This window comes from Shewanella sp. 4t3-1-2LB (genome assembly GCF_017368415.1).
Taxonomy (GTDB): Bacteria; Pseudomonadota; Gammaproteobacteria; order Enterobacterales; family Shewanellaceae; genus Shewanella; species Shewanella fodinae.
In genome coordinates, this window is the sequence record NZ_JAFNJD010000007.1 from 12,346 (window position 1) to 35,128 (window position 22,783).

Annotated in this window: 21 protein-coding genes; 12 read left to right on the top strand and 9 right to left on the bottom strand. The window is 49.9% G+C overall.

What is annotated here, in order from left to right; translation table 11 throughout:
• The first annotated feature begins 2 nt into the window (after nucleotides 1–2).
• Nucleotides 3–1,487 carry a Re/Si-specific NAD(P)(+) transhydrogenase subunit beta gene (gene pntB / locus J3L11_RS04320; RefSeq protein ID WP_133037854.1) on the top strand — a complete coding sequence of 495 codons (1,485 nt, stop codon included), beginning with the start codon at nucleotides 3–5 and terminating at the stop codon, nucleotides 1,485–1,487.
• Nucleotides 1,488–1,555: 68 nt separating this feature from the next.
• On the opposite strand, the gene J3L11_RS04325 is transcribed toward pntB, so the two are convergent.
• The 5 genes from J3L11_RS04325 to hldE all read right to left on the bottom strand — a co-directional run bounded on the left by J3L11_RS04325 (nucleotide 1,556) and on the right by hldE (nucleotide 5,564).
• Nucleotides 1,556–2,143 carry a CBS domain-containing protein gene (locus tag J3L11_RS04325; protein ID WP_133037855.1) on the bottom strand — a complete coding sequence of 196 codons (588 nt, stop codon included), beginning with the start codon at nucleotides 2,141–2,143 and terminating at the stop codon, nucleotides 1,556–1,558.
• Between the two features lie 49 nt (nucleotides 2,144–2,192).
• The gene (locus J3L11_RS04330; protein WP_133037856.1) at nucleotides 2,193–2,534 is read right to left on the bottom strand and encodes a hypothetical protein; all 342 of its coding nucleotides are present in this window, start codon (nucleotides 2,532–2,534) and stop codon (nucleotides 2,193–2,195) included.
• 150 nt (nucleotides 2,535–2,684) lie between these two features.
• Nucleotides 2,685–3,164 (bottom strand): TetR family transcriptional regulator, encoded by a 480-nt coding sequence (locus J3L11_RS04335; protein ID WP_133037857.1) that lies wholly within the window; start codon nucleotides 3,162–3,164, stop codon nucleotides 2,685–2,687.
• Between the two features lie 97 nt (nucleotides 3,165–3,261).
• A complete protein-coding gene (locus tag J3L11_RS04340) occupies nucleotides 3,262–4,137 on the bottom strand; it encodes a hypothetical protein (RefSeq protein ID WP_207570244.1) in 876 nt (291 codons plus the stop codon).
• The gene (gene hldE / locus J3L11_RS04345; RefSeq protein ID WP_133037858.1) at nucleotides 4,134–5,564 is read right to left on the bottom strand and encodes a bifunctional D-glycero-beta-D-manno-heptose-7-phosphate kinase/D-glycero-beta-D-manno-heptose 1-phosphate adenylyltransferase HldE; all 1,431 of its coding nucleotides are present in this window, start codon (nucleotides 5,562–5,564) and stop codon (nucleotides 4,134–4,136) included. The genes J3L11_RS04340 and hldE overlap by 4 nt, the downstream gene beginning before the upstream one ends.
• Before the next feature lie 105 nt (nucleotides 5,565–5,669).
• On the opposite strand from hldE, the gene J3L11_RS04350 reads away from it, so the two are divergent.
• Nucleotides 5,670–6,596, top strand: coding sequence for an LpxL/LpxP family Kdo(2)-lipid IV(A) lauroyl/palmitoleoyl acyltransferase (locus tag J3L11_RS04350; protein ID WP_133037859.1), 927 nt, complete (start codon nucleotides 5,670–5,672; stop codon nucleotides 6,594–6,596).
• A gap of 50 nt (nucleotides 6,597–6,646) precedes the next feature.
• Here J3L11_RS04350 and J3L11_RS04355 read toward each other — a convergent pair whose 3' ends face one another.
• On the bottom strand, nucleotides 6,647–8,377 hold the full coding sequence (locus J3L11_RS04355) for a potassium/proton antiporter (protein WP_207570245.1): 1,731 nt from the start codon (nucleotides 8,375–8,377) through the stop codon (nucleotides 6,647–6,649).
• 441 nt (nucleotides 8,378–8,818) lie between these two features.
• Between J3L11_RS04355 and J3L11_RS04360 the strand changes: the two genes are divergently transcribed.
• Complete coding sequence (locus J3L11_RS04360; RefSeq protein ID WP_133037983.1) at nucleotides 8,819–9,733, top strand: L,D-transpeptidase family protein; 915 nt, start codon at nucleotides 8,819–8,821, stop codon at nucleotides 9,731–9,733.
• 36 nt (nucleotides 9,734–9,769) lie between these two features.
• On the opposite strand, the gene J3L11_RS04365 is transcribed toward J3L11_RS04360, so the two are convergent.
• On the bottom strand, nucleotides 9,770–10,576 hold the full coding sequence (locus J3L11_RS04365; protein ID WP_133037861.1) for a M14 family metallocarboxypeptidase: 807 nt from the start codon (nucleotides 10,574–10,576) through the stop codon (nucleotides 9,770–9,772).
• A gap of 24 nt (nucleotides 10,577–10,600) precedes the next feature.
• Nucleotides 10,601–13,486: a bifunctional [glutamate--ammonia ligase]-adenylyl-L-tyrosine phosphorylase/[glutamate--ammonia-ligase] adenylyltransferase gene (gene glnE, locus J3L11_RS04370; RefSeq protein ID WP_207570246.1), complete on the bottom strand. Its 2,886-nt coding sequence runs from the start codon at nucleotides 13,484–13,486 to the stop codon at nucleotides 10,601–10,603.
• Nucleotides 13,487–13,709: 223 nt separating this feature from the next.
• Here glnE and J3L11_RS04375 point away from each other — a divergent pair, with 223 nt between their 5' ends.
• The 8 genes from J3L11_RS04375 to J3L11_RS04410 all read left to right on the top strand — a co-directional run bounded on the left by J3L11_RS04375 (nucleotide 13,710) and on the right by J3L11_RS04410 (nucleotide 20,340).
• Complete coding sequence (locus J3L11_RS04375) at nucleotides 13,710–14,651, top strand: hypothetical protein (protein ID WP_207570282.1); 942 nt, start codon at nucleotides 13,710–13,712, stop codon at nucleotides 14,649–14,651.
• Nucleotides 14,652–14,674: 23 nt separating this feature from the next.
• On the top strand, nucleotides 14,675–15,574 hold the full coding sequence (locus J3L11_RS04380) for a DUF350 domain-containing protein (protein WP_133037863.1): 900 nt from the start codon (nucleotides 14,675–14,677) through the stop codon (nucleotides 15,572–15,574).
• Between the two features lie 3 nt (nucleotides 15,575–15,577).
• Complete coding sequence (locus J3L11_RS04385; RefSeq protein ID WP_347566495.1) at nucleotides 15,578–17,293, top strand: polyamine aminopropyltransferase; 1,716 nt, start codon at nucleotides 15,578–15,580, stop codon at nucleotides 17,291–17,293.
• Nucleotides 17,294–17,368: 75 nt separating this feature from the next.
• Nucleotides 17,369–17,782: a DUF2170 family protein gene (locus J3L11_RS04390; RefSeq protein WP_133037864.1), complete on the top strand. Its 414-nt coding sequence runs from the start codon at nucleotides 17,369–17,371 to the stop codon at nucleotides 17,780–17,782.
• Between the two features lie 11 nt (nucleotides 17,783–17,793).
• Entirely contained in the window at nucleotides 17,794–18,486 is a 693-nt protein-coding gene (locus tag J3L11_RS04395) for a PspA/IM30 family protein (RefSeq protein ID WP_133037865.1), read from the top strand.
• 3 nt (nucleotides 18,487–18,489) lie between these two features.
• Nucleotides 18,490–19,140, top strand: coding sequence for a hypothetical protein (locus tag J3L11_RS04400; RefSeq protein WP_207570247.1), 651 nt, complete (start codon nucleotides 18,490–18,492; stop codon nucleotides 19,138–19,140).
• Between the two features lie 6 nt (nucleotides 19,141–19,146).
• Complete coding sequence (locus tag J3L11_RS04405) at nucleotides 19,147–19,476, top strand: hypothetical protein (RefSeq protein WP_133037867.1); 330 nt, start codon at nucleotides 19,147–19,149, stop codon at nucleotides 19,474–19,476.
• A gap of 72 nt (nucleotides 19,477–19,548) precedes the next feature.
• Entirely contained in the window at nucleotides 19,549–20,340 is a 792-nt protein-coding gene (locus J3L11_RS04410; RefSeq protein WP_207570248.1) for an ion transporter, read from the top strand.
• 25 nt (nucleotides 20,341–20,365) lie between these two features.
• Here J3L11_RS04410 and J3L11_RS04415 read toward each other — a convergent pair whose 3' ends face one another.
• Complete coding sequence (locus J3L11_RS04415) at nucleotides 20,366–21,874, bottom strand: CYTH domain-containing protein (protein WP_207570249.1); 1,509 nt, start codon at nucleotides 21,872–21,874, stop codon at nucleotides 20,366–20,368.
• Nucleotides 21,875–22,079: 205 nt separating this feature from the next.
• Between J3L11_RS04415 and J3L11_RS04420 the strand changes: the two genes are divergently transcribed.
• Nucleotides 22,080–22,760: a TIGR00153 family protein gene (locus tag J3L11_RS04420; protein ID WP_133037870.1), complete on the top strand. Its 681-nt coding sequence runs from the start codon at nucleotides 22,080–22,082 to the stop codon at nucleotides 22,758–22,760.
• Nucleotides 22,761–22,783 lie beyond the last annotated feature (23 nt).

The following is a 22,783-nucleotide window of genomic DNA, read 5'->3' on the forward strand; positions in this document are numbered from 1 at the left end:
TCGTGTCTCAAGGACTGGTAACAGCGGCCTATATCATTGCAGCGCTGTGTTTTATTCTGAGTTTGGCCGGACTTTCTAAGCAGGAAACCGCTAAACAGGGCAATATTTTGGGGGTCACCGGTATGGCGATCGCCCTGATTGCCACTATCCTTAACCCCGAAACCACAGGTGTACAGTGGATCATTCTGGCAATGGTGATTGGCGGCGCAATTGGCGTGCGGCTGGCTCTAAAAGTTGAGATGACCCAGATGCCTGAACTGGTTGCTATCCTGCACTCCTTCGTGGGTCTGGCAGCCGTACTGGTCGGATTCAACAGTTTTATCGACCTGCATCCGGCAACCACCACCAGCGTGGTCGTAACCGCCGGTTCAGATCTGCAAGCAACATTGGATGCAGCAGCCGAAGCCTTTAAAGAAGCGGCCAAAGCGGCGCAGCATGCCCAGCTAACGGGGGCTATGCTCAATATCCACTTAGTGGAAATCTTCCTCGGCATCTTTATTGGGGCGGTTACCTTTACAGGTTCTATCGTGGCTTTCGGCAAACTGCGTGGCATTATCTCCTCCAAACCGCTGATGTTGCCACAGCGCCATAAACTGAACCTGCTAGCCGTTGTGGTGTCTTTTGTCCTGTTGCTGTACTTTGTGAATGTTGGTGGGAGCACCTTTGCCGTCTTGTTGATGACGCTAATTGCCTTAGCCTTCGGCTGGCATCTGGTGGCTTCTATCGGTGGTGCCGATATGCCAGTGGTTGTCTCAATGCTGAACTCCTACTCTGGCTGGGCCGCCGCTGCGGCAGGCTTCATGCTGTCGAACGATCTGTTGATTGTGACTGGCGCATTGGTAGGTTCATCAGGGGCAATTCTGTCTTACATCATGTGTAAGGCGATGAATCGTTCATTCATCTCGGTAATCGCTGGCGGTTTTGGTACTGATGGTGCCACGAGCAGCAGCGACGAAGAGCTAGGTGAATATCGTGAAACTACCGCCGAAGAAGTGGCTGATCTGCTGAAGAACTCCAGCTCAGTGATCATCACCCCCGGATACGGGATGGCGGTAGCGCAGGCACAATATCCTGTGGCCGAAATTACCCAGAAACTGCGCGCTATGGGCATTAAAGTCCGCTTTGGTATTCACCCAGTTGCGGGTCGCTTGCCAGGCCATATGAATGTACTGCTAGCAGAAGCTAAAGTGCCTTATGATATCGTGTTAGAGATGGATGAAATTAACGATGATTTCGAAGACACAGATACCGTTTTGGTGATTGGTGCCAACGATACCGTTAACCCGGCGGCGGCAGAAGATCCAAGTAGTCCGATTGCAGGGATGCCTGTATTGGAAGTGTGGAAAGCGCAAAACGTCATTGCTTTCAAGCGCTCGATGAACACTGGCTATGCGGGCGTGCAGAACCCATTGTTCTTCAAGGATAACACCCAGATGTTATTTGGCGATGCCAAAGAATCTGTTACCGCGATTCTGAACGCATTGTAATTTTACTACTTTGCGTTACAACTAAAAAAACCGGTGGCATGCCACCGGTTTTTTATTAAGGAGTGCAATTAGCCGTTAACCACTTGTAATTGCTCCAGCCCATGACTTGCCCGTAACTGCCGTAAAATCTCCAGCACTTCGCCGCCTTTATCACGGAATGTCGGTGCATGTTCCAAACGGCCGATAATATCTTCCGCACTTAACAAGCCGCGCATTTGCCCATTGCCATCCAACACCAACATAAAATCCCGCTGGATACTGCGGAACGTTTCCAGCACATCAAGGACGGTAACGTCCTGTAACTGCGCGTCATCTACTGCTGGCAGTTCAGAGATGGGCAACATCAAGTCAAACACGCTCCAAAAGGATGGCCCATGACTCTTATCGGTGTACTTCATTAGATTGTCGTTGGATAACCAGTTACGACTGACGATCCCCAACAATTCGTGATGATCATTAATTACGTAATTGATCTGGCTATTTTCAGCCGCCATGATTTTGTATGCCTCAGGCACTGGCATATCGGCATGCAGCGTCATACGGGTGGAATGACTGAAATTCATCAACGCCGCCGATGCTGGGGAATTTTCGCTTAAAGAAAAGCTATTATCGTTAATTTCCAGTGTGTTAAGAGTATAAGTTTGCAGTGTTTTCATGATACACCTCTGCTTGAATCCAAAATTTATTAAATATATTGAGGGATTTTCAAGCAAAGGCAGGCGGCGCACGAGTCAACGCCTGTGGGAAAACCGAATTTTTTAGAAGGGTACGTTTATATTCAGATTCAGGTAATACGCTAGCACTAACACGCGGAGTGACAAGTTTAGTGCGGGTGCGCGGTATAACCGGCTCAATGGGTTCAAAGCTATTTTCCGGCAACAACGCTGGCAGCGGATTATCCGGCAATACTGACTGCAACAGCACCTGTTGTTCAGCCAACAGTAACGGCTGCTCAATAGCCGACTGAGGCGCAGAAATAACAGCCAGCGACAGGGTCAGCATTACGCTGGCCAGCCACAGGGTGATTGCTTGCTGTATCCGCCTCATATGTGACCCATGTCTCAGTTTTTAAGATAACTTGACACTAGCACAGATTCTGATAGGGATGCAACGATTAAAAAACGGTAGTCAGATAACCCTGACAACCGTTTCCAGATCCACACCTTTAATCTTATGGGGTAGCACTTATATGGGGTTTCAAGCCGCTTTTGCCAGAAAAGAACAAGAAGACAACTGCAAGGCACTGGCGCCTAACAACTCCTGTACCTGTTCCCGCCCACTCAAACCGAGGACGGCTTCTGCCTGCTGCATTGCCTGTTCAACTGCGATAAATTCCGGCATTTCATCTTCAACACGGCCACACAAGCTAAAAAATAACCGTAAAACAGCTTGTTGTTCAGGTCTGATCATCGCCTGCTGCCAGGAACGTTGTAATGCCGCATTGCTGGAAAAATCCAGTGCTGAAATAAAATGCTCGCCAATACGCTCATTAAGCCGCAGCAGGAAATCTATTTTCCGCGGGAAATGGTGGCTCACACCAGTACGGCTGATGCCCAGCGCATCGGCCAGGGTGGAATAGGACATGGTTTCGAAGCCAATGGTCAGAATTTGACGGAATGCTTCATCCATGATCTGCTGAATGGTAAGTTCGGTCTGCGCCTTGGATCGCTTCGCCATGTGTTGTCCTCCGGTGAAAATCTCCTGTTAACCGCACAAAAGCTTACCAAAGGAATATCCTGATAGCTCGCACCAAAACCGCTTGATGGCGGGGTTTTTAAGATCTGTTCAGGGCAGATTCAGTTACCTGAACCGTCGATGAGCTTTGTGGCCACATGCGTTGCTGTTGTAACCAATGTTCAGCCGCTGTTGCCCCCATCAAGCGTACCAAGGTGGGTTTTAATACCGCTCCCAGCGCGGGGCGACGCCAAAACATGTAATCGGGTAACGGCAACACACTACCGGCACCAAACACCCGTTGCAACAAGCTGGAAAACTCGGCTATCGCGTCTTTATCGTAACGCTGTAAATTGGGGAAGAAATCACTAACAAAATCGGCATAGGAAGGAAAAGCGGCGATTTGCACTGCGCTATATCGTGTCAATATCGGCAACAGATATAACGAACTCCAGTGTGACAGATTATTAATATCGGAAATTACTCCAAGATTGCGACGATCATACTGTTGCCAAGCCAACACCAAATTGCCACTGTTTCTGACACTGCGCCACACCATATAACAGTCTGCCAACCACTCGTGTTCCAATGGCGTCAGTTGCGCAGGCAACACGGTTCCCTGCAGTCGGTGGATTTCCAGATGCCCTAGCTCATGCCACAACGTCAGCAAAGGTTGCTGTTGCAGTGGCAGTTGATACACTCGGCCATTCCATAGCGCGCTTTGGCTATCAGCCAACTGTTGTGGTGCCCACAGCACAATACCTGCAACACGGGAATCAGAGACGGGAATTGCCATTGCCGCCCACAAGGCTAACGCGTCACTATAGCGAGTAGAATCACTCGGGAGTTGCTGACGTACCGCTAATGGTAGCCAGCTCAAACACTGGTTGATAGCTGCTGGTGGACATACCAGCGCTTGTTTTGGCCCAACGTCGGCCCAAAACAATGCAGAGGCCAGCAAGCCGCCCAGGATCATGGTTTGTCCATGATCCGCTGAATAATGGCAGTGGTGGAAATCCCATCCTCAAACCCCAGCACCTTAACGCTACCACCCGCCGCGATCACTTCTTTACCGCCAGCAATTTCTTCGACCCGGTAATCGCCGCCCTTGACTAACAAATCAGGCAACAGACGCGCAATAATCCGTTGCGGCGTATCTTCGCTGAAAGGCACAACCCAATCTACCGAAGCTAAGCCCGCAAGCACTGCCATGCGGCGATTGATATTATTGACCGGACGTCCCTCACCTTTCAGGCGCCGCACAGAATCATCATCATTAACAGCAACAATCAGTCGGTCACCCAAGGCCCGCGCCTCTTTCAGATATGACACGTGCCCAGCGTGCAAGATGTCAAAGCAACCGTTGGTCATCACCACTTTTTCTCCGCGCAGCCGCGCCTGCTCCAGCGCGTAAGCCAGCTGTTCTTCCGTGACGACACCGAAACCTGATTCACCGTGATGCAATGATAACGCTTCAATAAGCTCAATACGGCTGACTGTAGATGTGCCAAGCTTGCCCACCACCACCCCAGCGGCGGTGTTGGCAATGGCACACGCCTGTGGCATTTCGCTGCCAGCGGCCAAGGCACTAGCTAACGCAGAGATCACCGTGTCACCGGCGCCAGTCACATCGTAAACTTCTCTGGCAACAGTTGGGATATGCAGCTCATCGCCGCTGCTAGTAATAAGTGTCATGCCCTGCTCGGAACGAGTCACCAGCATGGCTTCCAACTGATAAGTCGCAATCAGTTCGTGAGCTTTGCGCACAAGTTCAGCTTCTGAACTAACAGGGCCGGCTACCGCTTCAAACTCACTCATATTGGGAGTTATTAGTGTGGCCCCTTGATAGCGAGAGAAATCACTGCCTTTGGGATCGACTAACACCCGCACCCCTTTGGCTCGCGCCAATTGAATAAACTGTCGTGGATCGCCAATAGCACCTTTCGCATAATCTGACAGGATCACTATGTCACAGCTATCCAGCTGTACCGAAGCATCGGCCAACAACTGCTGGCTTTGTTGAGCAGTGAAAGTCTCTTCAAAATCAAGCCGAATAAGTTGCTGATTGCGACTAAGCACCCGCAGTTTGGTAATTGTGGGTTTATCTTGCACCTGCAACCATTGCGGCTGCACCCCCTGAGCCTTCAGCCCATGGGATAAGGCAGTAGCTGCATCATCGTTACCGACAATACCACACAAGGTGACCTGACCACCCAGTGCGGCAATATTTAGCGCCACGTTGGCAGCGCCACCGGGTCGGTCCTCCAGTTGATTAATCTTAACCACAGGCACGGGGGCTTCTGGAGAAATACGGCCCGTTGGCCCGGTCCAATAGCGATCCAGCATTACATCACCCACAACCAGCACTCGCGCTTTCTCAAAAGGTGGCAGTGTCACTTTCATCTGCAGCTTATCCAAGTCTTGGCAAAATAAAGCCGATTGTACCTAATTTTCCGCAAGAATTGCGTTAGAATACCGACTAATTTTTTGTAAACTTTTGGGGTTCACGTGGTAGAAAAAGCGCAGTTTTCGGCTTATTTGTTACATCCCAGATACTGGTTATTGTGGCTCGGTATCGGCGTAGCAAAACTCACCAGTATGTTGCCAATGCGCTGGCAGATGGCGTTAGGAGCCGCCATTGGTCGGCTAGCAATGAAACTAGCAGGTAGCCGGGTGGATACCGCTAGGCGCAATCTGGAACTGTGTTTCCCAGAAAAATCGGCTGCGCAACAGCAGCAATTGCTACAGCGTAATTTTGAAGAGACTGGCAAGGCAATTTTTGACACGATAAATGCTTGGTGGTGGAGTGATGCCCGCATTCAGCAACATATGCAGATCAAAGGGCAAGAGTATGTGCAGCAAACCCTAGATGTTGGGCAGGGTGTTATTCTGTTTGCAGTACATTGCCTACCACTAGAAATGGGGGCCCGTATATTTGGGCAGTTTAATCCTGGCGTTGGCGTATACCGTCCACACAATAACCCTTTAATGGAATATTTACAGGTACGAGGCCGTCTGCGCTCAAATAAGGCGTTGATCCCTAAACGCGACTTGCGTCAGATGGTGCGTTGTCTACGCAATCCTGATGTTATCTGGTACACCGCCGATCAGGATTTTGGCCGTTCTAGCGCGGTATTCATTCCCTTTTTTGCCGTCAAAGATGCAGCAACGATTACTGGCGGCACCACACTCGCCAAATTGGGCAAAGCCAGAGTCTTACCTTTCTTTGTTGAGCGAAACGCTGACGATGCGGGTTACACCATTGAAATTAAAGCACCTCTGGAAAACTTCCCAGGTGAAAATGAGCTGCAGGATGCTATCCGAGGCAACCATATTATTGAAGAGCTAATAGGCCGTAATATTCCTCAATACATGTGGCTGCATCGACGCTTTAAAACTCGGCCAGAGCCCACAGACCCATCGTTGTACCAGTAACTATTGGCCAAAAAACCAGATCAGAAACAACGGTGCCTTAGATGCCGTTGTTAAAGATCTGGCGTAGGTAGGCGAATACCAACGCGCATCACCTGTCCATCCTGCACATCCGCCACAATCCAACCAATCCCTTGCCAAGTAAATTGATCCCCAATCACAGGAGAACTGCTCAGTTGCTCGTGCACTAGGTCATCCACGCTCATACCGATATGGGCGTCATCCAGCGTGAAACCATAAATTGGGGCCATATCCGCCAATTGTACATCCATCGCAATAAAGAAATCCCCGAAAAAACGCGGCAGATCTTGCTTTTGCGGCGCTTCACTGAACAACTGGCTGAGCGGTCCCAGATCCTTTTCCTGTGCCAATACACACAGAATATCATCGGCTTCCAGCCGCGTACTGCCTGACGGATGCATTAGCTCATGTTGCCGAAAAACCGCTGCAATACGGGTTCCGTTCGGCATCGCCAGATGGCGCAACGGCTCACCAATACACCACTTGTTGGCACTGAGCCGATAGACAAAAATTTCCCATTCGCTGGTCGGATATATCTCAATACCTGAACGAGATATTGGTTCAGGCTTTGACGGTAATTCAATTTTTGCCATGCGAGCGGCGGATGTCAGTGTACTGCCCTGTAATAACAACGAGACCAGCACCACGAAGAATGCCAGATTAAAGTACAACTGCGCATTAGGCAGCCCCGCCATCATAGGGAACACCGCCAGAATAATCGGCACCGCGCCCCGCAACCCGACCCAAGAGATGAAATGTAATTCTCGCGGCTGGAAACTACGAAAAGGCCACAAACTTATCCATACCGCGATGGGCCTGGCAATAAAAATCATGCCGAAGGCCAACAGGAGCCCAGGCAACCAGATATCCGTTAGCTCAGAAGGCGTCAGTAACAGCCCTAACACGAGGAACATGCCAATCTGCGCCAGCCATGTCATGCCATCCAGCACGTTGAGAATCGAATGTTTGCCTCGAGTTGCACGATTACCAAGCAATAGCCCAACCAGATAGATGGATAAAATGCCACTGCCACCGAGCGCGTTTGAAATGGCGTAGACGATTAATCCACCACTCAAAACTAGGATCGAATATAAGCCATCGGCTAATTGGGTACGGTTCACCGCCAGCCAGATCAACCAGCCACCACCAAATCCAAATAAAGCACCAAAACCAAACTGCTTGACAAAATTCAGTGCCAAAAATCCTGCGGATACACCTTCTTTATTTACATTGGCTAGAATGGCGATCAGTGTGACCGTAAGAAATACTGCCATCGGGTCGTTACTACCGGATTCAATCTCCAGTGTTGCGCCAACACGCTCGTTGATGCTGCGCCCTTTCAACAGACTGAACACCGCCGCCGCATCGGTAGATCCAACAATGGCACCTACCAGTAATCCCTGCAAAGGTTGTAGATTAAACAACCACGCCGCCAACATACCAGTAAGCCCGGTCGTTACCACCACGCCCACTGTCGCCAGAGACAGTGCGGGCCATAAAGCCACCCGAAAACTCGCCACGCGGGTGCGCATACCACCGTCGAGCAAAATAACCGCCAACGCCAGATTACTGATCATGTAGGCAGTGGAGTAATCATCAAAGACGATACCCCCAGGACCATCTTCTCCGGCCAGAATTCCGACTGCCAGAAACACGACCAGAATTGGGATCCCCAGGCGCGACGAGACCGGGCTGACCAAAACACTGATCGCCGTGAGTAGAGCACCAATGAGAAAAATACTGTTGATCGTGTTTGCGTCCAAAATGCCCTCCCTTTCCCACACATTCAGCCCGATATTAACCCGCAAAAGGTCACTTTCGATGACGTTGTGGCGCATTGAATATGACTTGAAAGACTATATCATGCCGCAATAATAACTTTCAGTTATTAAAATGATTTTTTCTGCAGATTTTTCATTATCCATCGCAGATAGTTGTCGTTATAGATACAAACATTGTAATTTTTCACAGTTTTTTCGCAAATTAGGTAATTAACATCCATTAACGATATTTTAGTGACGTTTCAATGTCCGTTGGTACTACCTGATGCTGTACATAGAATATCTGTCACAACCTCTGTAGTTTCCCCTAGAATTTCACTAAAATGCTTCGCCCGGTTGAAATTCCATAATAAATAGGGAAGGATCCCGCTTCGGGTTGTAAAAATCAGCGGTTACTTTCAGCAGGTGAAAACCAAAAATCCTATGCGTAATTTGTTTTGTACTGCCCTGTCACTGGGCCTGATGATATTTTGTGTCAATGCAGTAGCGCTTGAGTATAAGCTGCCTGCAGATGGCAGTCGTCTTATCGGTCGTAACGAATATTATGTTGTTCCCGATAAAAAAATGACCCTTGAGGGTATTGCTGCTGATTTCCAGTTAGGGCTTACCAACATGCTGGAAGCCAATCCTGGGGTAGATCCTTTTCTGCCACTGCCGCGTAGCACTTTGTTAATCCCACATAAACTGATCCTGCCAGATGCCCCCATGGAAGGCATAGTGATCAACGTGGCAGAAATGCGCCTTTATTACTATCACAAAGAGCGCAATACCGTAGAAGTATTACCTATCGGTATTGGTCAGTTAGGTAAAGATACACCAGAAAATTGGGTCACTAAGGTACAACGCAAGAAAGCTGGCCCCACCTGGACGCCCACCGCTGCCATGCGTAAAGAGTACGCGGCGAAAGGGGAAACTTTACCGCCGGTATGGCCAGCAGGCCCTGATAATCCTATGGGACTCTATGCACTTTATGTTGGCCGCCTCTATGCGATTCACGGTACCAACGCCAGTTTTGGTATTGGTTTACGCGTAAGCCACGGCTGTGTGCGACTACGCAACAACGATATCGAACATCTGTTTAAATCTGTTCCAGTGGGTACCCGTGTGCAGTTTGTCAACCAACCCATTAAAACATCTCTGGAACCCGATGGCAGTCGCTGGTTAGAGGTACATAATCCGCTGTCACGTACAGAAGCGGAATTCAACTCGGCAGAACCAACAGTATTGCAGTTAACCCCAAAAATCAGCCGGTTTATTGCCCAGCATGATACCGACTCTCTGGTGTTAAAAAGGGTGTTGGATGATCGCAGCGGTATTCCTATCCGTATCAATCCTTAAACTTGCCTAGAGCGCGCCCGCTAAATGCGGGTGTTTTTATGCACATAAGGCAGTGATGAACTGCTGCATCACCGCGCTGTTCGCAAGAATACGTCGGTCAAAATTGGCTTTGGCTGGCGTTTCGCTACAAGCACCATTCTTGGCACCACTGCGCACCAACCAGGCTTCAAATGAACTATCAAAATGGTTAAATATAATCCCTTCCTGTACGGGACAACCGTCGATAGCCGGCGCTTCGGTGATCGGGAAATAGTTTGCCAATGCTGACAATAATCCGTGGCTAAAGGCGCCAGGCTGTTGCCTAGGTTCAAAAGCATACAGATAAGTTTGTTGTGACAGCACATCTTCATGGCAAGTGAGGATACCGTCGCGGCTCGCCGCTTGTAAGAGTTGTCCGTGCGCTAGCAGCAACTTTCCTTCCACGGAGGGTTGCGCACCATCGCCCACCGATAGATAACCACGATTAGGATTATCCCCAAACCGATTAAATCGATGGCCCTTACTGAATCCAGTGGGATTGGCCAGTGGTAATAGCGTCAGGTTCACTTGGTCGAACAGCGCTTCTGAAAGCTCAGACATGAAATGCAACATGCCCCAAGGGCCAGCCGCCTCCTCACCATGAAAACCACTGCTGATCAATACCGATGGCAGTCCGGCTCTGGCTGATGGCGATTGCCACAACTGCAGCGGCCAACCATCGATGTGCCCAAGCACTCTTGGTTTTAGCCTTAGCCGAGTGGTTTCTTGCAACAACTGGCGCTCAAATTGCTCAATATCATTGCTATAGCAAGCAAATATTTCCGAATGCCAGCGAAATGTTTCAAAAGGGGAACGGCTGTTCATACACATCCTTGGTTATTGCCGCCATCATTGACCTGCTGATGGCTGAGCATCATTCAATTGCAGCACCCGCGCATAAATCTCGCTGACTTGCTTAACCTGAGGCGCCACGTCTGCCACCGCCAACTGGCCCGGTTTTCCGGCAAGTGTCAGTCGATGGTTGTCATCACGCAACTGACAATATACCTGGGTCAACAATTGCGCGGTCATAGTAGGCAACAGTTCCAGATCGGCCAAGACTTCAAATATTCGCACATTGTCTGACCACATACACAGTTCAGGATGCTCATGGGCATGAGCCAGCACCAGGAATTGGGCAATAAACTCAATATCCGTGATGCCTCCCGCACTCTGTTTGAGGTCGAACATTCCAGATGGCGCTTTTAACAGATGCTCGCGCATCTTCTGCCGCATCTCCCGAACATCACGCGCCAGTTGCTGCATTTCTCTGGGTTGCTGCAATACCTGATTACGGATTTCCACAAAACGCTGCGCCAGACTGTTATCACCATAAATAAAGCGGGCACGCACTAATGCCTGATGTTCCCAGGTCCAAGCTTCATTAAACTGATAATCGGAGAATGCCTCAATACTGCTGACCAGCAGACCCGATGCGCCGGAAGGTCTTAATCGTAAATCGACATCATACAAGGTGCCGGAAACCGTGCGGGTGGTAAACAGGTGCTGGATCCTTTGTGCCAGTTTCACATAGAAATGCCCAACATCTAGTGGCCGCTCACCATCGGTGACCGTGCCGCTTTGACCATGATGCAGGAAGACTAAATCCAGATCTGAACCATAACCCAGTTCAATGCCACCTAGTTTACCGTAACCCACCACCGCAAAGCCGGTTTGCCCCGATGCCAAGCCTGCAGGCGCACCGTGACGCGCAGTCACCTGTTGCCACGCCTGTTGTACCACTTGCTCAATAATGGCTTCAGCAAGGAAGGTCAGATGATCACTGACTTCCATTATCGGCAGTACACCGGTGACATCTGCAGCGGCAATCTTCAGTTGCTGTGACAGTTTGAACTGCCGCAATGCTTCCATCTGCTGTTCCAGATCATCTTCGGGAATGCGCAACAGATACTGACGCAGCTCACTGGCATAATCATCTAATGAGGTGGTGTTATATAACTGCGCTGGATCGATCAGTTCATCCAGCAGTACCGGGAAACGTGCCAATTCGGAGGCGATCCAAGGGCTGGCAAGGCACAAACTGATCAACTGCTGTCGCGCTCCAGGATTTTCGTACAATAGTTCCAAGTAGGTAGTGCGGGTGAGAATTTGCTCCAACACGCCTAACACCGGTTTCAATGCCTGCGATGGCAACGGCTGCAAGCCGATCTCTTCCAACAACTTCGGCATCAGTTTATCGAGCGTTTCACGACCTCGCGGACCGATGGTGCGATGACTGATGTTGTCACACCAACTGCGCAATAACGGGGCAAAATCTGTATCTTCGATACCATGCTCGGCCAACATGGCTTGTGCTAACTCGGGTGTCTGACAACTCCATAGCTGTACGGTCCAGCAATCATTAACCACATCTTTGCTTTCTTCACCGCCAACGGCGGCGCGGAAATGTCGATGGACGCTACGCATCGCCGTATTGATGGCGTCAAGCAGTTGCGCTTCCTCTGGAATATCCAGCGCATAACACAACCGCTGCCAGTCAAGCAGGTTATCAGGTAATGTCTGTGTCTGCTTATCGGCAATCGCCTGCAACAAGTTTTCTACCCGCCGCAACAGCTGATAGCTTTGTCGCAGTTCCTCAACCGCTAGGTAATCCATCTGTCCTAACTCGTAGAGGGTTTTGAGCGCGGTAAACAGGTTCTGCACCCGTAGAGCGGGTTCGCGACCTCCACGGATCAATTGAAAACTCTGCACCACGAATTCTACTTCACGGATCCCCCCCGCCCCGAGCTTGATATTGTCGGTAAGCTGGCGACGTCTAACTTCCTGGGCAATCAGCGCTTTCATCCGCCGCAAAGAATCTATTGCCGAAAAATCGATGTAACGCCGGTAAACAAAAGGGCGTAACAGATCATGCAGCTGATCGGAAAATCGATTCCAAGGCCCCAACGCCCGCGCCTTAACCATGGCATAGCGTTCCCACTCACGCCCTTGCTCCTGATAATAGTCTTCTAGGGCGCTGTAACTAACCACTAATGGCCCACTATCACCGTAAGGCCGCAAGCGCATATCGACCCGAAACACAAAACCATCAGCAGTCACCTGACCAAGCAGATTCACCAACCGTTGCCCCATACGGATAAAAAACTGTTGGTTATCCAGAGTACGTCTGCCGCCTTGAGTTTCACCGTGTTCCGGGAAGGTAAAAATTAAATCAATATCGGAGGAAAAATTCAGTTCACGCCCGCCAAGTTTTCCCATCCCTAGGATCATCAATGGCTGTGGCTGCCCCTGTTTGTCACAGGGCGTGCCAAGAGCACGACACATCTCATCATATAACCAGTCACGTGCCGCAATGATTAACGCTTCTGCCAGCACAGACAGATCCAACAGCGATGACTCAAGCGCTGCTCGCCCCATAAAGTCGCGCCAGGCCAGACGGGTCATCTGCTTGTTGCGATACAACCGCAGAATATGCTTCGTCTGCTCCTCATCGGTGATGTCATGCAGCAACTGCTGCAATTGCTCACCAAAAAATTGCCGCTCAGGCTTGGCAAAGTCCTCCGCAAAAAACTCGGACAGCCACTCTGGGTGACGACATAGTTGTTCCGCCACAAAATCGCTTAGCCCCAAGGCTTGCTTTAGTTCGTGCCGTTGTTCTGGGGTCAACCCTGTCTCTAAGTCCGGCCAGCGGCTTTGCAACTGTTGCAGCTGTTTATCGGCAACCTGTTCGAGAAGTGGATGAAAAGGCTTTAATTCGCCTGTGGTTGTCCCCATATTGCTCCCAGTGTATGAAATTGAATTCGACATATTATGTCAAAGGTGTTATAGATAACCCCATTGTGGCTTGCCCCACGCAAGCGAACCGTAATCTTTGCGGCAAGGTACTGTTAATATACGGAATTGCCTCGTGTACAGATTACACCAACTTGACGGTCCGGCCTATGCTCCCGACAAATTCCGCGAGAACGCCGGTCTAACAGCTAATGATGGAGAAAACATGGCAGGGATACTCACCCGTATTGTCACAGTGCTCATGTTGTTGTCTCTCACCGCCTGTGGTGATGACCGCCCCGAACAGATAGCCCAGTTACAACAACTCGATAGCCAGAGACTACAGAAGTTATCACAGCAGTTGGACAACGGACAGATACGCAACGCCATGCTGTTAACCCAATATACTCAGATACTCGCATCTGAGCGGCCCGACCTGCAACCGCTGATGACAGAAATGGCCAAAGACGGTGGCAGCAGTGGCCCTATGTTCAGTTCACTGAAACAGCGGCTGCAAGATGCTAGCAGTGTCAGTAACTTTCCCGGTCTGGATGAGCAGTTGCAGGAGCTGAAAAATATCTTTCAGGCAACCGATCCCAGCCAGTACAACGACATGCTATCCGATCAGGTGAATGTGGTTGCCGATATGTCTAACGGTAAGCTGGCGCGGGTCAATGCTGTCAGCAAAGAAACCTCGACCGTTGCCAACAATGCGCAAAACTTCGGCCCTGGCAGTCAGTTGGTGGGCAATCCGGCATATGGTCACTGGGCTAGCGGTTCCAATGGCACTTCGTTTTGGGAGTGGTATGGCATGTATGCCATGTTCTCCAACCTCTTTAACCGCCCGATTTATTACGACAACTGGTCACGTGCCCGCGATTACAGCTATTACAATGATGTCGGACGCTACCGCTACACTTCGCCCAAACAGGCCAATAGCCAGGATCAGCTGTATCAACGCACGAAAAAACGCTTCGATTCACAAGGGAAACGTTTCGACAGCCCTTATGCCAAATCGCGCACCGGCTCAACAGCGTTGTCACGGCAGAGTATCCGTACCCCCAAAAGTAGCAGTGGGAGTAGCAAGTTCCGCTCTAATTATGCCAAAGACAGCAGTTTCCGTAATTCAAGTTTCCGCACCAGCCGTGGGATCAGTCGCGGTAAGTAAACAGCAACAGTAAAGGAATCAAGATGACACTCTTTCAGGAATTCGGTATCACATCACAGCTGGCAGGTATCCTTGCCATCGATCTTGGGATTGCGGTGATCCTGCTGGCACTGATGCGTTACATGCAGGGCTGGAGCGTAAAGGTCAACAGTAACGAGGAGCTTGCCGTACGTGATAATTTTGCCTTTGGGATCAGCACTGCTGGTGCCGTGGCGGCGTTAGGCATAGTGCTTACCGGGGCCATTACCGGGGCTGCAGCACACAGCTACGTGCAAGAAGCCATTGGTATGAGCGCTTATGGCATCTGCGGATTAGTGCTGATCAAACTCGGACGCTTTCTGCATGACAAAATAGCCCTTAACCAGTTCGACAAAGATGCGCTAGTGCTGAAAGGCAACATTTCGGTCGCCATTGTGGATGCCGCCGCGGCGATAGCGACAGCACTGGTGATCCGCGCCGTGTTGTTGTGGGCAGAAGACTTGACACTCAACACCTTCATCGCCATTTTTAGCGCCTTTGCAGTATCACAGTTGATGCTGGTATTGCTGACACGCGGGCTTGAAATTGCCTATTCACGTCGCAATCAGGGAGCATCATTACAACAAGCATTGGTGGAGGGTAACACCGCATTGGCGTTGCGCCACGCCGGCACCATGATTGCTATGGGGCTAAGTTTTAATGCTGCCAGCCACTTTATGGACTATGCGCCAACCGCCTATATCAGCAACCTGTTGGGATGGCTGCTGTTTTCTATCATCATGCTGCTGGTATTAACGTTGCTGACAAAAGTGGTGAAGTGGTTGGTGCTGGCCAAAATCGACTTGTCAGAAGAGGTAGAGCGGCAACTGAATATCGGCTTGGCTTCGGTAGAAATGGCTATCAGTATTGCGGTCGCGCTGATCCTAACCGGTTTGATGGCGTAAATTGTGACAACGGATACTCCAACCGTCACCCATAATGGCCTGACCCGACTCGATGACATTCTGCTGCTGGGGATCATGGGCATTCTCGCCGCCTGTGGTCTCATATACGAATATCTGTTGTCGCATTATGCCGGGCGGATCCTGGGAGCACTGGAAGCTGCTATCTACACCATGATCGGTCTGATGATCGTCTCGATGGGATTTGGTGCCTTTGCCGCCCGCAAAATCAAATCAGCGTTTGACGGTTTTGCCAGACTGGAGCTGAGTGTGGCGCTGCTGGGTTCCTTAGCCATACTCATCACCGCTGCGGTCATCGGTTTTGGCCACGAATTGCCTAAACTCATCGCCCAGACCATGGAATTACCCCCCGATCAACTGCCGGATGGCGGTTTTATCGGTAAATTTCAATCCGTCGCCGTCTACCTGCCTTATGTGTGGGGTGTATTATTGGGCTTGATGATTGGGATGGAAATCCCGCTGATCGCCCGAGTGCGCCAGGCATTAAGCGATGAACATCTGCTACATAATGCTGGCACCATTTACGGTGCTGATTACATTGGTGCGGGCATTGGTGCCGCCATCTGGGTCGCCTTTATGCTGGCGCTCGACACCCAGTTAGCTGCGGCGCTGACAGCGGGCTTTAACTTACTGGCAGGCTTGCTGTTTATTTTGCGTTTCCGTGAGCGGATCCAGCATGCCAACTGGCTGCTAGCCGGGCACCTGCTGGCAACGGGATTGCTGTTAATCCTCGCGACCAAAGGCCCAATGTGGGAACAGTCGTTCAACAACCTGTTGTATAAAGACAATGTTATTTACAGTAAGGCCACGCGCTTCCAGCAATTAACATTTACTGAGCGATTAATGGGCAACCATCTGCCGCCGGTATATTCCATGTATATCAACGGCCGCCTGCAATTTTCCTCAATTGACGAACATATTTATCACGCCTATCTGGTACATCCGGTACTAGCGGCTAGTGCCCGCCATGACAAAGTGCTAGTGATTGGTGGCGGTGACGGCTTAGCACTGCGGCAAATCTATAAATGGCAGCCACAACAAGTGACATTATTGGATCTGGATAAAGAGGTGGTCACCTTATTTAAGAATCCACCAAGTGAGATGCCAAAACGGCTGGCTCATGCATTATTGGCCTTAAACGGTAATGCCTTTAACGATCCGCGAGTACAGGTGATGTTCAATGATGCCTTTAATGGCGTTGATACACTGATCCAACAAGGACGTAAATACGATGCCATTATTGTAGATCTCCCGGATCCATCTCATCCCGATCTCAACAAGCTGTATTCCGACCTGTTTTATCGCAAGCTGGCACAGTTGCTCAGTGCCGATGGCGCGATCGGAATCCAGTCCACATCCCCCTACCACGCCACCAAAGCGTTTATCTCTATTGGTAAAACCTTGGCATTGGCAGGCTTCAAAGTCGATCAGTATCATCACAATGTGCCCAGTTTTGGTGAATGGGGCTGGAGCATAGGCACCCTCACTGGCAAAGATGCGCGCAGTCGCCTACAAACATTGCAGACACTACCGGTAGATGACAGCTGGCTGACACCGGGGCTTATCCGAGCAGCGTTTGAATTTCCGAAAAATTTTTACAGTAAAAATGATCAAATTAAGGCGAATACCATAGGCTCATTGCAGTTGTATCATTACCATCTGCAAGCTTGGAGCGACAGTCAGGGCGTCGCCACTTTTTAACGCGAGATAATACTTGACATAATATGTCTCGGTGTTATCTTTAATCACGGACATAATATGTCAGTGAGGACAATAATGAATATTCACACTATTGCCAACCACCTGAATGGACTTGGCGACAATAGCTCAACCGGACAGCGGTTCGATTGTTATCCCATTGATGGGGATGTGGAAGTTTTGCAAGTCAACGTGGTAGGCCGTGAAGAGATCCCGATTTTCGTGTCCGTAACCGAGAATCAAATCCTGTGCATCAGCTACCTCTGGGGAGAAGACGAAGTGGTACAGGAAAGCCGCACTGAAATGTTCGAAACCATGTTGGGGTTGAACATTCCAATGCCACTGTCATCCTTCGCCAAGATTGATGACAAATATGTATTGTTTGGTGCTCTGTCGCTGGATGCCAGCATGCTGGAGATCGAGCAAGAGCTGTCGGTACTGTCAGACAACTGTCTGGAAGTGATCGACGAAATGGCCGACTATTTAAAATAAGGAGCCTACTCATGGGTATTTTGAATAAAATTCTGACAGCCTTCCGTGGCGGTGCCACTGAAATCGGCCAAAACATCGTAGATGCCAATGCCACCCGTATCTTTGAACAGGAGATCCGTGACGCAGAAAAACATCTGACCAAAGCCAAGCGTGAATTGACTGATGTGATGGCCAAAGAGATGCAGGCAGCACGCGAAATTGAACGCTTAAAACGCACCATTGCCGAGCATGAAGGTTATGCCACGCAAGCGCTGGAAAAGCACAATGAAGCGCTGGCGTTGGAAGTCGCGCAGAAGATTGCCGAGCTAGAACAGCAGTTAGAAGAACAACAGACTGCCAATACCAGCTTCAGCGACCATGCCGCGCGGTTGAAAGATCTGGTGAAGAAAACTGAACGGCAGTTAGCGGATTATCAGCGACAGTTGTCGATGGTGAAAACCACCGAAAGCGTACAAAAAGCTACCGCGTCTATCACCGACTCATTTGCTTCCAGCAACTCAAAACTGCTCAATGCCAAAGATTCACTGGAACGCATTAAAGCGCGTCAGCAGCAGTTTGATGACCGTTTGAAAGCGGCAGAAGAACTGGAAACTGAAAACAGTGATAAATCACTGAAAGCCAAGCTGGCAGAAGCCGGTATCGGTGAGCAGAAAACCTCTGCTAACGATGTACTGGAACGCCTGAAAGCCAAAAAAGGCTCATAACTTATGAGCTTTATCGGTAAATGGTTTGGCAAAGAGGCACCGGTGACACGTCAGCTCACACAGCCGATGGATCTGCGTGTAGGCGATATGGTCACGCTGGATGACAGTTTCGCCCTGCCCCCGCAGTTGCGGGGGCAACAACTCAGGGTAGAAGCCATCAATACCTACGAATATGAACATAGCCAAGAACCTGAGTTTGTGCTGAAAGGCAACTCGGGTGATGCCGTTTATATGGGGCTGGAACAGGATGACGAAACCTGGTTGGCATTTTCCATCAAGCTGCATCGCTCACAAGTAGAAGCATTGTTTGACCTAGACGCATTTGCTGAAATCTTTGACGAGCCCGGTAAAGCCACTCTTCGCACGTTGCCGCTCACGGATGCCACAGAACCCTATGCACAGTGGTTGGCTGACGAATATCATCAGGTTACCTTTGCCCAATTCGGATATTTTCATCGACAGGATTATCGTCATGGTAAACCGTCGCAATTTATGGAAAATAACCCAGGTGACGCATTTGAAGCCTACGAGTTATTGGATGGTGACGAAAGCAGAGCAGTCGATATCGAAGTCTATCAAGACGGAGATACCGACGTGTTGCTGACCCTTTACCGCCCGTTATCCGATATTCGAGAGTATTGGCCAGGAGAGTAGTGCCAGATGAGTAAAAACCACCCGTTTCCAGAGAAATGGCTGCAAAACCAAAAAGCTGCCAAAGCAACACAGGTAGCGTTTGACCTGGATGAGCGCTTTCAGTACTCCATCCGTAAAGCCGCCCTGGATACGGGCGTAAGCCCATCTGATCAAATCCGCATGATCCTCGGACTGAGCGTGGCTAAAAGGCCTAAACGACCACGTCTGACTGTTTCATTGAGCGCCGAAGATTATGTACAACTGGCAGAAAAATACGGTTTACCACCAGAATCTCAGTTGGAAATCAAACGGCGGGTACTGGAAGATCTGGTTAACTTTGTTGACGATAAGTCGTAATCCAGACATTTACAGGGCGCGGTAACTTTTCTACCCTGTTGTTACCGCACAGATTTTCCCCTGGAATCGCGCATGAAATTGAAAGGACGCTGGGCTAACAATATTCAGTTGTCGCCATTCGAACTGGTGATGATGCTGCTATCGCTGTTTTCAGTGGTGTTGATCCTGTGTATGGCGTTACTGCCAATGGACAAGGAAACCCGTAAGCTACTGTTTTTTATTGACACCAGTATCTGTTGCATCTTCCTGATCAATTTTTTCGTTGGCTTGCTAAGGTCTGATAACAAGTCATTGTTTTTAAAAGAACACTGGATCGATTTTGTCGCCAGTATTCCCGCCATAGAACCCTTGCGCTTTGCCCGATTATTCCAGATTTTACGAGTCATCCGGCTGCTGCGGATGAGCCGCTCTATCTTGGGCTCACTGCTAAAACAGCGGCGTCAAACAACATTGGCCAGTCTGTTGCTGGCGATGGTTACCATCGTGGCATTTGCTTCAGTGCTGATATTGTTGGTAGAAAACGGCGAACCCGGTGCCAATATTAAAACTGCGGAAGATGCCATCTGGTGGTCATTGGTGACTATCTCAACCGTTGGTTATGGTGATTTTTATCCGGTCACCACCATTGGTCATGTGATTGGCGGGTTGGTGATCCTCTGCGGCGTCAGCTTTTTCGGCGTGATATCCGGTTATATGGCGTCCCTGTTCGTCGCGCCAGATGAACAGGAAAATTTGGAAAACCAACGACAAGCATTCAAACACCAGCTTGATGATGTCCTGCAGCGAATGGAACATAACCAGCAGCAGATGTTGCAGGAGATCACTGCCCTCAAACAACAACTGACAGCGCAGCAGCATAAATAAGGCGGCAACCTGCCGCCTCGCTGATTCAACGCCAATAAGGTGTTTGCTGCAACGCTTCTCGGCACGACCGTTCAATCGATAAACCCAAACCATGCTGTATGTCGTTTAATGCAGCGGTAGCGGCAGGCAGCAACTGCGTAGCTCGGCGACAGGCACCGAGCAACACTATTTGTTGGTTCACATCCTGCCACTGTGCACAAAATTTATCGCGTGCAGCGTTGGGGTACAAATGACCGAAAGCCACCCCAAGCAAGTGCCCTTGTTCCAGTACATCGGCTAACGCAAGATACTGCGCAGTCGCCCCCGCTTTTGCCGACATGAACGCCTGTAACTGCTGCCAGAAGCCTTCCAACAACTTGCCGCTGACGTTCGGTAAATCCTCGGTAACTGACGGCAACAGCTGTCGCCGTTGCAAATCGAATAACAGCCGGACCAATGCCAACTGCAACACGCCGTAGCGACTGTCCTGCCATAATGCTTTTAAGTGTCCCGCAACATCCAGCTGTTGCAGCGACGCCTGCGCCAAGAAGGCTATCTCCTGACCTTGCCCAGCCTCTTGCAATGGCTGTGGCACGGCGCACAGATAAGCCAGTTCAAGCGCATCGTCAATAAAGCGCAACTGCGATTCCAACCAAGCAAAACCATTAAGGGTTAGATCGTTATGCAAGGCAAATTGTGTCAGTACTAGACGCAACAGGCGCACACAATCACGCAGTTGCTGCCATAATGCGGCTTGCGGCACAACGTTATCCAAGGATAGCTGTAACCTTTCTTCCAACAACTGCCACCGTTCTATGGCGGTTTCAACGATAACAGTCAGACCGGCGTTAACATCACCGCCGATAGGCAAGGGGATATCATGCAAAGTATCTAACGGCCGCGCACGCCCTTGCTGCGCTAGGCGATAGCCGCGTTGCGCTTTGCTGGCTCTTCCGAGCCGCAGCGGCAATTGCTGCGCCACTTTCTGAGCTAACGGCAACAGGTCAGCGGCTGAACCGGAAATAAGTTCAAACTCCACCTCACATAAAGGCTCACGTTGGTTGCCAGCGGCAATCACGCCTTGGTCCAGCGCCACTTCGATGAGGCTGGCACCTTCTTGTACCCACCAGCAATGGCGCTGAAAATCGGTACTGAACAGACAGTGTAGCTGCTGTTGCAATGCCGCAATATCTTGTGTTTGCGGCCAAATCTCTGCCGGGAACAACGCTAGCACAGGCGTTGTGCCGTTGATATCAATGTTATATTCCGGCCTAGAGTGCAGGCCTCCCACTACAGTGCCAGCGGTCTTGATAGTTTGTTCATAGTTACCGTCACAGCCGCGCACGCGCAGCCCCATATCCATTCGCCGCAACGCCAGCCCCGGCGTATCAAAATAACGGTTAGTTAACTGGCGGCAACCTTTGCTTTGACTGCCGGGAAGTTGATTAAGAAAGGTGATCAGGGGTTGCTGGTACTGTGGCAGAATGAACAACTTAAGTTCAATTTCTGTATGATTTCCGTCATTTTCCATTGGAAAAACAACCTGTTTTGTCATTAAAAATTCATCAATGCGTCATCATGAGAGCACAATGTCATATTGCTGTCATAAAACTGTCTTAATATTTCCGCCGGGTGATATATAGCCCAATTGTATAAAAGCTGTCATATTTTCAGTGAAAACACAGTTTCAATACGCGGACGCTTAAGGTACCATTCCGTCCGCGTTTCCAATAGTGGAATGAGCTAATAGGTAAACGGCTATGCCAGTAAACTCTATTTTAGGCGTGTTTGCAAAATCGCCGATCAAGCCTCTGCAAGAGCACATCGATAAGGTTTTTGATTGTGCTTCGCTGCTGGTCCCTTTTTTTGAAGCAACGTTCGCAAAGGATTGGGACAGTGCTGTTGCCATCCGGAAGAAAATTAGTCAGGAAGAAAAAGACGCTGACAATCTGAAACGTGAAATACGTCTCACCCTCCCCGGCGGTTTATTTATGCCGGTTGAACGTACTGACCTGCTGGAACTGTTAACCCAACAGGACAAAATCGCCAACAAAGCCAAAGACATTTCAGGCCGCATCATCGGCCGTGAATTATTGGTTCCTGAAGTCATCCAGACCCCTTTCCTCGCATATCTGCAACGTTGTCTCGATGCAGTAGCGCTGGCCAAGGAAGCCATTAATGAACTGGACGATCTGCTGGAAGCGGGATTTCGTGGCCGCGAGGTAGATCTGGTAGCCAAGATGATCAGTGAACTCGACGTGTTGGAAGAAGACACCGACGAGTTGCAGATCCAGGTGCGTCGACAGTTATTCGCCATTGAATTGGAGTTAAACCCCATCGACGTCATGTTCCTCTACAAAATTATTGAATGGGTAGGAGACCTGGCAGATCTTGCCGAGCGTGTAGGTTCCCGCCTCGAGCTGATGCTGGCTCGCGTCTAATAATAAAAGGTATACAAGGTTAT